The sequence below is a fragment of the Candidatus Kuenenia stuttgartiensis genome, from assembly GCF_900232105.1.
Taxonomy (GTDB): domain Bacteria; phylum Planctomycetota; class Brocadiia; order Brocadiales; family Brocadiaceae; genus Kuenenia; species Kuenenia stuttgartiensis_A.
The window spans coordinates 3460600-3473786 of the sequence record NZ_LT934425.1 but is presented as its reverse complement, the minus strand read 5'-3'; the positions used below and the strand labels follow the sequence as shown (position 1 = coordinate 3473786).

Below are 13187 nucleotides of genomic sequence, written 5' to 3'. Positions count from 1 at the left end.
TTTCCAGACGCATGCAATGCGTCTCTACAAAAATATTAAAATTCCTAAACATAAATATTTTTACAATTTCATTATTCTGGTTCATTATTCCGGCATAATCCCATGTTCCATAATAAACTTACTGATTACATGTGACCATGTTCTGCGCCCCCGCATCCTGAATAATATCTTTCATGGTAAATCTCATACGATGCTTTATAGCATCCTGGAGGTCGTCAAGAAGTTTTACCATTTTTTGGTCCAAAGGTGACAGAGAAACAGGCATGTATTTTTCACCAAAATTTCTCATCGCAAATAGTATTTCATCCAAGTGGATTGCATCTAAGTCCTTCCCAGGCATGTAGTATAAATATTTTTCTGTGGGGATTTCTACAATCAGGGATGCCTTGGAAAGTTCGGAGATAATCTCTTGAACGGTTTCAATGGGAATGCTCAGCGCTCCGGATAACCCCTCCGTTGACCATCGTTCGCCCTTTCCGTATAAAAACTGTGAGGATATCCGTTCCATAATAAAAAGTCCCAAAAGTTCCCTTGATGCATAGTTTATATCAATGGCTTGACTTTTCAGCTTAATAAACCGTATGTTTTGGATAACATATGAAATCACTGCTCCAAAAAGAACAACGTTCCAGCTCATCTGCAACCACAACAGAAAGAAAGGGACTGCTGCGAATGCGCCATAAATCAGGTTATATCGTGCAAGTCCTATCTGGCTTTTAAAATAAAAGACCTGGAGTATATAAAAAAGCGTTCCGCCTATAATCCCGCCGATTATCCCCGGAATGACCCTCACCCTGGTGTTTGGCAGAAAAATATAAACGGAAATAAATGCCATCCACAGCGCAACAATAGGCAAAAACAACCCCAACGTACTCAAATAAATCTTGCCGATCCCTATTTTATTTAAGAGGGTGACGAGTTTTTCATTCGTTAAAACAGCCGTAATTGTTGTCGATGTCAGAATAAGAATGGGAAAGACAAACATTATGCTGGTGTAGTCGGTAAACTTTCTGAAAACCGAACGGGATTTTTTAATCTTCCAAATATCATTAAAGGAGGTCTCAATATTACCTATCGTGTTGATTACAAAAAAGAGGAGAAATGTGAGCCCGATTGCACCAAGGTAACTAAAACTTGTTCTGTCGACAAAGTGCATAATTTGTTTTTTATACAGGAAAGCATTTAAGCTGATGTTTGAAGGCATGGAAAGGACAGAAGATTCGATACGTTCTTTCAGTTCATTTTTTGCTTCTTCACTGCTAAAATCTACAGATGCCATGATATATGTAAGTTCCTCTTTGTATTTTTTAATGGCTGTTTTCGCTTCTTCTTCTTTTGCGGCTGCCGATATTTGCTCATAAGATGCATCATGAGTGTTGTCGTTAGAGGAATCCCCTGATGTATAGGGTTTTGTAGAAAGTATTTCTCCTCCAGGGGGAAGAATGAACCCTTCAAAGGCCTCGATAGCGCTGAGAATCTCTTCACGGGCAGCAGGTTCTGAAAAATCAAGCTTGTCAATCTGTTGAAAAAGCCCCTGCTTAAAACTGATAAAGGCAGAAACCATCTCACCGCCTGGTAGATTAAAAATATTGGTGTTGATTTTTTGATCCAGCACTTTTTCAGCACCAAGTCCTTTTGAAACAGATAAAACAAAAGCCATGAGTGGAATAAGTGATACAATTGAAATGAAGGTTAGCGCTGATGCCTTTAACAGACATCGGCCTTCAGTGAATTCGCTTACTACGAGGGCACAAAATTTTACCACCCGGCGCAAAATCCACAGGATAGCAGAGGTCTCTCTCACCTCAACCCAGAGATCAACCTTGATGAATTTTTTTATTCTATCAAAATATAAAACTGTTTTCTTTAAAGTCATTGTTTTACTTATTATTATTACGACAAAGATAAAAGAACAATAGGGTCACCCGGTTTCTATTGATTAAATCGTCCCCGACCGAACCCAAACGTTTGACATTGTTAACGGAGAGACAGGTTACACCTCAGATCCGGTTCGGACTATCAGGTTCAATCTCCAGACGGGTTCAGGCTGGTAACCTGACCCCGCCTGGAGATTCTTGTCTGTGCTCATATGCGAAATATGTAGAGAAAAAGTGTTTTCGAAGGAAACCGCCGGTAAAGCCATGAGGGACTGAACAGAAACCCATATCTTATCTTAGTTACATCTTGATGCAGTGAAAATCAACAATATTCTTTGCGCAAGTTTCCATACTTTTTTTATTTCCTTGATATCCAAAGAGATAATCATTGCCTGCTCTTGTACATTATTTTTCTCGATTAAATTGATACATGAATCCTGCACAAGAGCAAAAGAAAGAGAGTGAACCATAAGGGATACCCCCTGTTTTCCACTACACGTTTTATGAAATTTTCTTTTAATATTAAAATAACAGTCCTTTTTTTTCTCTGCCTTTTCCTGCGATTTTTCTTTGTGGACAAATACCTGGAAAATGAAGACAGTATTAACTTTGCCATGGGGCTTCATGATTATGATATTTCCCTTCATCAACCGCACTTCCCGGGCTATCCTGTATATATTTTCATATCGTATTTGTTTTTAAAAATATTTCACAGCGATGTTGCAGCACTGACGTTGCCGGGCGTATTTTTTGGAAGCCTCACGATATTTCCTCTCTCCTTTCTCACCCGCAGTATGTTTGCTGAAAAAACGGCTATCCTGACAGCCATCCTTTACACAATAAATCCTTTATGCTGGATGCAGTCAGAAAGACCGGCTTCCGACACTACCGGTACGTTTTTTATACTATTGTCCATAAAATTCCTTTTTTCTGCCTTTGATGCCGCACGTTACGGGGCATGTACGCTGAATTATGGGAAAAATGCTTCCGTTTCATACCATCTTTTTTGGCGTGTGAAAAAGAATGCGCATTTATATGGCGGATACTGTCTTTTCTTTGGCAGCTTGTTTTTAGGTATTGGCCTTGGGGTCAGGCTTTCGTATTTTCCCTTTGTTCTTTTATGGATGGGAACTTTGCTGTACTACGCCTTTCACCGAATACATCTTGAAATGAATAGTATCTTTTTTGGCATCACTGGACTTTTTGCTGGTATATGCCTGTGGTTTATTCCTCAAATAAATTACACGGGGATAACCCCTTTTTTTTACCACGCTTTTTCCTTTACACATGGACATTTTACGGATTGGGGCGGCTCTGTACTCACCTTTGGCGGATGGGAAAGGGTGCTGTGTATTGTCCGGCCTTTTTTGGAATTAGAGTTAGGCGACTGGCGGCATACTCTTTATTATCTCAGCGTCATTCAGTTCGCTATTGCAGTGCTTTCCATATTATTCGCCTTTCGGTTTTTTCCGGCAGACGGCAAACGGTTTTTCTGCATAATGTATGCAGTTCCCTACACGATTTGGATAATCTTTGGGCAAAACGTTGCAAACACACGCCATTTTCTACCGCTGCTCCCATTAATCCTAATGTTTATTGCGTTTGGATTAGGGAAAATATGCGAAGTTTGGGGGAAAAGACTTTTCCTGATCCTTGTTATAACGCTTATTATTGCAACCTCTTCACTCTCTCTCACTGCAATTATCCAACATCGTCGCAGTGTTCCGGCGTCAACACAACTCATTCAGTATATTAAAACACATTTCAAAAATACCTCTGTCAGAATTTATTGCTTTGATGGGAAAAAAAGGTTCTTCGATTATTATCTACCACACTGGGATGCGAGGAACGTAAGGGAAGTGCCGGATATCTATTTTGACCTTCAGTCATCACTCGTTAATCCAGAAACCATTCTTATAGTAAAAAAAGGTAAAAATAATCCCCTGTCAGACAAACAATTTTCGCACATCGTTACGTTTGAAGGATTTTCATTATTTGAAATTTCCCAAAAAAACTAACTTGTCAAAACGATTGTAATAATTACAAACAGCACATGTAATTGTTACACATTTTAGCCCTCTAAAAACCTCCGTTTTCTCCAAAAATAAAAACCATTTCCCATAAGTATCGATGTATTATTGCCATACAACTCTATAGCAACTTTACACAATACATGGCACTATCATTGCTCATGTTAGCGGCATATATATTTTTTTATTCATTTGAAAATAATACCGTTAGTAAAGACGATGAGAATGAAAACACTGCTTATTACGGGAGCAACCGGATTCCTTGGCGGTTGCCTTGCAAGTAAATATCTGGAGGAAGGATATCGTCTCAGGATTATTGCAAGAAATCTACGGGGATTGCCGTTAAAGGAGAAGATGGATAAAATCTTCCCGGATAAAACGACAGAGGAAAGAAATGCATTTTCCGATCGTATTGAACTACTTGAAGGAGATATTTCAACGGAAAATCTGGGATTATCTGAAGCAGATTATTTACGGCTGGCAGGCACTGTTGATATGGTGGTGCACTGCGCTGCCGCCACAAAATTTGAAAATGATGCGAACGATATTCTTACTCAAACTAATATATATGGTTCGTTGCACGTCGCCGGATTCTGCGCACGGAAGAAAGTCAAGCGTTTTCATTATGTGAGTACTGCATATGTAGCGGGAAACAGAAGAGGAATCGTCTTTGAACATGAGCTTGAGAAGGGGCAGAAATTCAATAATAACTATGAACAATCAAAATATGAGGCGGAAAGACGCATCTCCTCATTAGCAAAACAACAGGGTATTCCGTTAACCGTTTACCGTCCCAGTATTATTGCCGGCGATTCAATAACAGGGTACACAAAAAACTACGATAATATTTATGCATTTTGCAGGGAGCTTGTTTGTCTTAATGATTATGAAACACGAAGGAAATCAGGAAACGACAGCCTTATTCAGGGAAGGCATGAGGTACGCCCTGTTTCATTGAGAATACCCGGAGATAAACACAGCACGATAAATCTTATCCCGATAGACTATGCGACAAATGCTATTTTTCATATCTCCAAACAAGAGGAGGCCGCAGGCAAAATATTTCATATTGTCAACCCTACGCCCCCCACGATAGAAGAGATTGCGGAATGGTTAAAAGTTGCCACCGGTATTTACCGCGTAAGAGTCGTCCCGCAACATGAATTTAGTGCCTCCGCACCAAATGCATTGGAAAAGAGTTTTTTCAGAAGAAACAAGGCGTTTCAGCCATACATGTTTGGAGAAGCTTGTTTTGATTCTGCAAATACAAGGGCCTTTCTCGCAGGTGCAAATATAGACTGTCCATTAATAACACAGGAGTTTATTAGCCGTAGTATTCAATACGCAATACAAACAAAATGGGGAAAGAAAGGAGCGGACAGGGAATACCGAGAAAGAGAATACGAAGTGGAAGGAACAGGGGATCACCAAAAGACCGGTAACAATAGTTTGGTGTCAAACATATGAGCGAAAGGCCTGAAATACCCGCAATACTCACGCACAGGGAATATTTTGAGTCACTATTCATGGACAGGGTAAACAAATCCCCCCTTCCCAAAATCGATACCCTGAATGCCATTATCCAATTTCAGATAACTGATGATAGTGAGGGGGTGTGGAACGTTGTAATTGAAAAAGGGCTTGTAAGAGAGGTAACAAAAAGAACGATTGATAATCCGACATGCGTCTTCCTTTTGGACAGCGCAACGTTCCTCTCCATAGTGAAAAGGGAAATAACCCCTCAACAGGCTTTTTTTCAGGGTAAAGCTGATATTAAAGGGGATATCCTGTTAGCGTTGAAGATGAATATACTGGTCGGGTATATGTAAATAATTGTAACACTTTAGTTTTTTGAAAAAACAAAAATGCTCGTTCCCAAGCCGGAGCTTGGGAACGAGCGTTTTTTTCATATAACTAAAGTGTTACAAATAATTATGTATTGTAGCGGCAAGGCGTGCTTTGTCACTACTCGTGGAGAACATTCCCGATTTTTTGTAGCTATTCATGGGGGTCAGGACGACACAACCCTGTCAGGGTTAACACTACGGCAACGTTTCATTAAAACATGGCGGAAGTCACAAAAAATCAGGCATGCACCCTACTCGGGAACGAACATTTTTGCTTTTGCAAAAATCCAGGCAGGTTCAGGTTTGCAACCTGAGCCTATGAGTTTATGCGTATAATGGGGCCATGTACCGCTGTAAAAATCCCTGTTTGGCATCTGGAATTTATTTGTCATTTTTCTGCTAATAGAAAGCTGGATTGGAAGTATAAAACATTTGGTTCAGATTACAAACCTAAACCCGCGAAGTATTGGTTCTATTTGACCTGCAAAACAAATATTAAAAAAACATTTTTAACAAAAGGAGAAAAAAGTATGTTAACGCACATGAAACGTATCACACTCAACACCATAATTGCCGGCATGTTTACTCTAGCCGCTGCATTCCCTCTCTATGCGGCAAAAAAAGGTGCGATGGTTGGGAAGATCAGCAGTCTTGACGAGACGAATGAAACAATCATGTTGATGGATGATCTCGTGGAGGTAAATTGCATCGATGCAAAGCTACGTATAAAAGGAGTTGATGACCCGACACTTGCCGACCTTAAAGTGGGCGATACAGTGAAGGTAAAGGGAGATGCAGGCAGTTCAAGTGTTATTGAGGCAAGCAAGGTGAAAGAACCGGTAAAACTGAATAAAAAATATGACGGAAAATTTTCCGGAGAAACCAGGCAGGTAAATACGTCAAAAAAAACCTTTGAACTCCTCGGACAGGAAATTGACGCCAGCAGTCTCTCCAGCGTTACTATGAGTTCCAGAAAGATTTCATTTGATAACATGGTATCGGGGGTACAGGTGTATGTAAACGCTTCCGTTAAAAATGGGAAACTGGTTGCCAACACGATGGAGATTAGTTCGAAAAGCTGTAATTTTTGTCATTAATTTTAAAATACCGTGAAAAGATATCTTCACATACTTCTTTCTTACAGAATAGCCATTTTGGTGTGTTTTTTCATCATCACCGCTTTTTTAGGTTTCTTTGCCAAAGGGATGAAGACGGACAATTCCATAGAAATCTGGCTTTCAGAAGATGATAAAGATTTAGCGTACTACAATGAGTTTTTAAAGAAATTCGGGGACGAAGAGTTTCTGGTGGTTGCATTCAGTGCGGTCAATCTTTTTAGCCGGGAATATATGCAGCAGATCAGTACGCTTGCCGGAAAGATAAAAAACCTCGATGGTATCGTCACCGTTGCCTCACTGGCGGATGTATTTAAAAGCAAGGTCACATCGCCGCTTTTTAAGGAAAAGCTGAAGACATATGGGCGCCGTTCGGTAATGAACGTCTTTAAACAGGAGGTACGCACTGATCCTGTTTACCAGAATACGATTATTTCCAAAAACGGCAGAACCACGGCAATTGTAGCAACGGTAAAATGCGCAGGCCCTGAAGCACGAAAGAAACTGGTGGCTGATGTAAAAAAAGTACTTAAAGAAACAGGTGTGAAATCTGCTGCTACCACAAAAAAACAACGCCCGTATTATCTTGCGGGACCGTCGGTGGTAAATGCAGAACTTGACCGTATGTCAAAAAAAGACATGGAGAAATTTACTCCCCTGATGTTTGTCGTATCCATTGTTGTGCTGGGATGTTTGTTTCGTACTGTTTCAGGGGTAGTAATCCCTGTTGTAACGGTAGGCGTCTGCATTACATGGATTACAGGAATATTTGTATTAATGGGTCATACAATGAATATGATAGCAAACATGCTGCTCCCGCTGACGTTTATCATTTCACTTTCAACCTCTATCCGGTTAATTAATTACTATTACCACGAAAGGCGGATTTACGAAACACTGCAGCACGTCAGCATTCCGGTTCTTATGGCAAGTATTACCACTGCCATTGGTTTTGCGTCACTCATGACGAGCAGCATTCCCCCCGTATTTACCACCGGCTTATTTATGAGCGGCAGTGCGATTCTTTCGTATGTCGTCAGTATAACGCTTGTGCCAATACTGCTTTCTTTTATTCCCCTGCAGAAGGAGCGCAGTGTGAATGTCTCCTCCCGCAATGACTATGCACTACCCTTGTTCTTTAAAATAGGGCAGTTTACGGTGAAGAACAAAACGATCCTTCTTTCAGCAGGTTTTGCTGTTTTCATTATTTCGGTAATCGGTATTACAAAACTCAGGCTGGAATCAGACCTTATGACCTCTTTCCCGAAAAAGAGCAGTATTGCAAGGGACAATAAATATATTGAAAAACATCTAACGGGTTTGCTACCTGTTGAGATTGTTGCCGAAACGTCCGCCGGCACAAGTATATTTCAACCAAATATCCTGAATGCTGTTGTTGCACTGCAAAAACATCTGCGCGGAATACCTGAAATAACACATTCAATTTCTATCGCTGACTACATTATGAAAACACACCAGATACTCAATAATAATAAAAAAGAATATTACACACTGCCTGCATCGGAAAAGCGTTCTGCGGATTACGTAAAACTTGCTTCCCTATACGGCGATACCTATGTTGATACCCTTTATACTAAGGAACATTCCGACGCGAGGGTTTCCGTAAGGATGAAACAAGTCGGTTCAAACAGATATCAAGCCATCATTGAATCAGTAAAAGCATTCATAGATACCCGTTTAAACACGGCTTCACTGTCATGGCACGTAACGGGGATTGTTCCGCTTTTGATCAATGTACAGGACAATATTCTCCGAAGCGAGATTTACTCGTTTTCCCTGGCATTTATTCTTATGTTTATTGCCACAACCATCGTACTGAAATCGGTGAGGCTAGGTCTTGTCAGTGTTATTCCCAATCTGATTCCCATAACGGTGACGCTTGGCCTGATGGGATTTGCCGGCATGAGACTCGATGCAGCTACCATTATGATAGCAAGCATTGCACTGGGAATATCGGTGGATGACACGATACATATATTTTATCGATTCAGGAAAGAATTATCCCTTGACGGCAATTATCAGGAAGCTGTCTGCCGCACGATGTTCAGGGTGGGAAGGGCTGCCGTTTTTACCTCAATAACCGCCGCATTTGGGTTTATGGTATTCTCCTTTTCCAGTTTTAAACCGATACAATATTTTGGTGTACTTACCGGTATTACAATGCTCAGCGCACTGGTATCAGATTTGTTACTATCGCCAAGCTGCCTGATGCTGTTGAAACCAAATACTGGTGAAATCCGAAACAAATTCTAATGACAAAATAATTGAAATGCTAAACAAGTGCATCTTTCGTATTTCTTACTACGTAACATGAGTTGCATGGTTTGAAAATTAATATTCAGTTGGTGAATAACTACTATGTTTTTAGAACAAGATAAAAAAAATACGATAACAACTGACAACGTGATTCCGTACCTGGTGGGAAATTCACAACGGAAAAGTGTGCCATATGATTTTCACAATGGACAGGAGGAGGCAAGCGTTGCCGCAAATCAGCATTCGGCTCTTTTACCTCTCCAGAGCGCCAAATGGTATGGGATGCCTTTAGATGCATGGGTACGATATATTGTCTCTCTCCATTTCGATCCATACAATGGTTCGCCGTACTGGCTTCAAAAGGAAAAAGAAGCAGGGATTGACGCGAGAAAAGATATTTTATCATTTGAAGACCTGCGGTTGATTGGCCCTATGGAAGAAAATGACCTTCGCCGTTTTCCATTGGAGTATTTCATTCCGCATCTTTATCTTAAAAACAAGGCGCAGTTTATTTTGGGGGAAACTGCGGGAACGACTGGTCAGCCGAAAGTGACTGCATATCTAAAAGAAGAGTTTGCGGTAATATTTGTGGACTGGTTCAGATATATCGCAGAAAAAAGAGGATTCCCCAAGAAGGCAAACTGGCTGTGGGCAGGGCCCGGGGGGCCTCATATTATAGGAAAGGCAGTAGGTCCTGTTGCCAACAGCATGGGGAGTATGGATCCATTTTCCATAGACCTTGACCCCCGCTGGCTAAAAAAATTAGCCCCTGGGTCACTGGGATACAAACGATATATTAACCACATAATTGAACAGACGCTTGATATATTACAGCGCCAGCACATAGAAGTTCTTTATACAACCCCCCCTTTACTGGAACGACTGGCAGCAGAAATGAATCAGGAACAACGGATGCGGATACGCGGCGTTCATTACGGCGGGGTATCCATACTACCGGAACAATACAATAATTTCAGAGAGCATCTTTTCCCTAATGCGGTGCATATTGCAGGGTATGGAAATACCCTTTTTGGTTTGTGCATGGAGCTTGAGGCTTCAATGAACGGGGATTTGGAGTATTTTCCACCAGGCCCCCGTATGGTAGTGCAGTGCATTTCAACAAAAGACGGTATCCGGCCGGATAAAAACCGGCTTAACCACATTGTTGAGTATGGGGAAAAAGGACAGATAGTATGCCATAGACTTGATGAATCTTTTTTTATACCAAATATGTTTGAAAGGGATGAAGCCGTGCGTATTGCACCGACAAAAACGGCAAAATCGCTCGGCATTTTCCAGGACGGCATTAAAAATCCAACACTATTACCCGGTCTTGCATCAAATGCCAAAATTGGGGTTTATTAACAAAGAGATAGTTCATTAGTGCCTTATCAGTAATTTCGTAACTATTCAGCGTAATTTATTAAACTACCGGAGATCAGAGCGCAACTTGTTCCCAAACCTTGTACTGAACATAGTGAAGTATCTGTTTGGGAACGCAATTGCACTGGAAACTTTGTTTCCAGTGAGGGTCTGACTTGACAAATTACAAACTGTCTTAACCCTGTAATTTTATTCCCTATCTATCAGCAAACAGGCGAGAAACCGGAGTTTCTCGAACAAATGCATTCCCAAACTGGAGTTTGGGAACGAGCCGTGTATCGTTTACGCTGAATAGTTACGTTTTTTCTTAGCATTTTTTTGGCGAAATATTTAATGGTCTCTTATGCCGTCGGCAATCTAAAATCTACCGTCGGCAGTCGGCAATCGGCAATCGGCAAATTGCCGATTGAGGACTGAGGATTGAGGATTGAGAACTGAAGACTGAGGACCGTTTTCTCGCTTGTTTATTTCTGGCTATGCCAGCTTAGGGGGATAGTATGAAACAAATAAATAATACCGTTGAACTGCTTGCGCCTGCCGGGCGATGGGACGCTTTTACCACAGTAATAGAATCGGGAGCGGATGCCGTCTATATTGGCGGCAAGAGATTTAATATGAGACTGCACAGGTCTGATTTTAATTTTACCGACGAACAAATTGCCGAGGCAGTCACATACGCACACTCAAGAAATGTAAAACTCTATATTACTGTTAATAACCTTCTCGGCAATGAAGAGTTTGCAACGCTCGCCAATTACCTTGCATTTTTACAGGAAATACACATTGACGCAATAATAGTCCAGGATTTGGGAGTGCTTCATGCAATACAAAACATGGATGTTTCGATACCAATTCACATCAGCACAATGATGAACATTCATAATGTTGAATCTGCCTTGACGCTGAAGGAACAGGGAGTCAAACGTATTGTTACGTCCAGGGATATCCCTCTTTCCCTTGTAAAGGAAATCCATGAAAAGGCGGACATCGAGGTTGAGTACTTCATTCATGGCGACCTTTGCATTTGCCATAGCGGACAATGCTATTCCAGCGGAGTGCTTTTTGGCAAAAGTGCGAATCGCGGCGAATGTATGAAACCATGCAGATGGCATTATACGCTCGTGGAAAGTAATTCGGGACAAACAATAGGCAATTTGCCCTCCGGTTATCTGCTTGCAATAAAAGACATGTGTTTGCTGAAACACATCCCTGACCTTATCCATGCCGGTGTATGCTCGTTTAAGATCGAGGGGAGGATGAGACATGCAGATTATTTAAGAGAAATCGTAGGTATCTATCGTCACGCCATTGATACTTACAGGGATGACCCAATGTCCTACGCCATGAATTCTTCATCATACGAGCAGCTTTATCAGAGCCGTGTACGGGATTTTACAACGGCAATGTCCTTTACGCCATCCTCCGCTTCTCTTGTTGATATTTCCGGGGAACGTGAACCTCTTTTTTTAAGCCGTGCGGCAAAAGAAAGGTCGCTTGCAAAAGAAGATATCTATGATAATCCTTTCGAAACGGCAGAACACTATTCTATGGAGCATGAAATAACCGTTATTCCTCAGTTATCGGTAAACGTAGGGTCAATAAGCGCTTTGATTGCAGCGTTGGATGAAGGCGCTGACCAGATTATCGTAAATGCGGAAGGCTCACAGTTTAGAAAACAGGTATGGACAAAGCTACTGCGGAAAGAAGCATGTGACAGGACAAAAGACGCAGGGAAAATAATAAGATTCGGTACTCCGCGCATAACAACCGCAATAGAAATGAACGACGTTCGATGGCTGTATGAGCAAGCCGTTTCACTGAAAGTGGATGGTGTCCTTGTTCACAATCTTGGAACCGCAAGATTGGCAAAAGAATATGGATTAAAACCTATTGCGGATTATTCATTAAACATACTCAACTCCACCGCATTGCGCTTTTTAGAAAAAAGAGGGATTTGCGGCGTCACCGCTTCACTGGAGTGTTCTTATTCAACGCTGAAACAATTGGTACAAAATGCAGCAGTCCCCGTTGAATGCGTTGCCCATGGCCCTGTTACCGGCATGATTCTTGAACATTGTATCCCTGCCATGATTACATCGAGGTCACATAAAAAAGATCACTGCAGGCAGGTCTGCCAATACATGGGATACGCGCTGAGAGATGAAAGAGGTGAAATACGCCCTATCGAAACGGATCAATACTGCCGTAATCACATTTTACTCGCCAGGGATATTTGCGTGTTGCCGTATCTTGGCGCATTTGTACAAACAGGCGTAAAGGTATTGAGGATCGAAGCGCAATATTATGAAGAGGCTTTCATAAAAACCCTTGTTGGCTTGTATCGAAAGTATTTAAATATTGCAAATGAATATTCCGGCCTTTCATTGCCAATACAAGAAGGCGATTGGGACATGCTGGCAAAAGAAAGTCCGAGGGGGTTTAATTTGGGTGGATATGTACAAGACATAACCCATTCCCGGAGTACTGCAGCGGTAATGAGAAGTATAAAATAGCGAGGTGTTCTTAATGCAGTCGGCAAATTGCCGATCGAGGACTGAGGATTGTTCTCTCGCTTGTCCATCTCTTGCTATGCCAGCTTAGTAATTTCAAATTAAATCGCGCACGTACATTATTTCAATAGTAATCGGAGGCATACAA

The 13187-nt window shown here is 41.3% G+C and carries 8 protein-coding genes; 7 read left to right on the top strand and 1 reads right to left on the bottom strand.

Translation table 11 applies throughout. The annotated features are described in order from the left end of the window. Window positions 1–118 precede the first annotated feature (118 nt). Complete coding sequence (locus tag KSMBR1_RS16230) at window positions 119–1876, bottom strand: YihY/virulence factor BrkB family protein (protein WP_099326251.1); 1758 nt, start codon at window positions 1874–1876, stop codon at window positions 119–121. Between the two features lie 462 nt (window positions 1877–2338). Here KSMBR1_RS16230 and KSMBR1_RS16225 point away from each other — a divergent pair, with 462 nt between their 5' ends. The 7 genes from KSMBR1_RS16225 to KSMBR1_RS16190 all read left to right on the top strand — a co-directional run bounded on the left by KSMBR1_RS16225 (window position 2339) and on the right by KSMBR1_RS16190 (window position 13042). Continuing rightward, window positions 2339–3895 carry a glycosyltransferase family 39 protein gene (locus KSMBR1_RS16225; RefSeq protein WP_157820663.1) on the top strand — a complete coding sequence of 519 codons (1557 nt, stop codon included), beginning with the start codon at window positions 2339–2341 and terminating at the stop codon, window positions 3893–3895. 237 nt (window positions 3896–4132) lie between these two features. Then, window positions 4133–5374, top strand: a complete 1242-nt coding sequence (locus KSMBR1_RS16220; RefSeq protein WP_157820662.1) for an SDR family oxidoreductase — start codon at window positions 4133–4135, stop codon at window positions 5372–5374. Further along, complete coding sequence (locus KSMBR1_RS16215) at window positions 5371–5736, top strand: SCP2 sterol-binding domain-containing protein (protein WP_099326248.1); 366 nt, start codon at window positions 5371–5373, stop codon at window positions 5734–5736. Before KSMBR1_RS16220 ends, KSMBR1_RS16215 begins: the two co-directional genes overlap by 4 nt. Window positions 5737–6284: 548 nt before the next feature. Further along, window positions 6285–6851, top strand: coding sequence for a DUF5666 domain-containing protein (locus KSMBR1_RS16205; protein ID WP_157820661.1), 567 nt, complete (start codon window positions 6285–6287; stop codon window positions 6849–6851). A 12-nt stretch (window positions 6852–6863) separates the two neighbouring features. Further along, window positions 6864–9143 carry an efflux RND transporter permease subunit gene (locus KSMBR1_RS16200; RefSeq protein WP_157820660.1) on the top strand — a complete coding sequence of 760 codons (2280 nt, stop codon included), beginning with the start codon at window positions 6864–6866 and terminating at the stop codon, window positions 9141–9143. A gap of 105 nt (window positions 9144–9248) precedes the next feature. Then, a complete protein-coding gene (locus KSMBR1_RS16195) occupies window positions 9249–10511 on the top strand; it encodes a phenylacetate--CoA ligase family protein (RefSeq protein WP_099326244.1) in 1263 nt (420 codons plus the stop codon). Window positions 10512–11026: 515 nt separating this feature from the next. After that, the gene (locus tag KSMBR1_RS16190) at window positions 11027–13042 is read left to right on the top strand and encodes a peptidase U32 family protein (protein ID WP_099326243.1); all 2016 of its coding nucleotides are present in this window, start codon (window positions 11027–11029) and stop codon (window positions 13040–13042) included. The last annotated feature ends 145 nt before the right edge of the window (window positions 13043–13187 follow it).

Bases quoted from the DNA above. Each gene is read 5' to 3' on its own strand.
- KSMBR1_RS16215 (WP_099326248.1), top strand. From the start codon at position 5,371: ATGAGCGAAAGGCCTGAAATACCCGCAATACTCACGCACAGGGAATAT.
- KSMBR1_RS16195 (WP_099326244.1), top strand. From the start codon at position 9,249: ATGTTTTTAGAACAAGATAAAAAAAATACGATAACAACTGACAACGTG.
- KSMBR1_RS16190 (WP_099326243.1), top strand. From the start codon at position 11,027: ATGAAACAAATAAATAATACCGTTGAACTGCTTGCGCCTGCCGGGCGA.
- KSMBR1_RS16205 (WP_157820661.1), top strand. From the start codon at position 6,285: ATGTTAACGCACATGAAACGTATCACACTCAACACCATAATTGCCGGC.
- KSMBR1_RS16220 (WP_157820662.1), top strand. From the start codon at position 4,133: ATGAAAACACTGCTTATTACGGGAGCAACCGGATTCCTTGGCGGTTGC.
- KSMBR1_RS16230 (WP_099326251.1), bottom strand. From the start codon at position 1,876: ATGACTTTAAAGAAAACAGTTTTATATTTTGATAGAATAAAAAAATTC.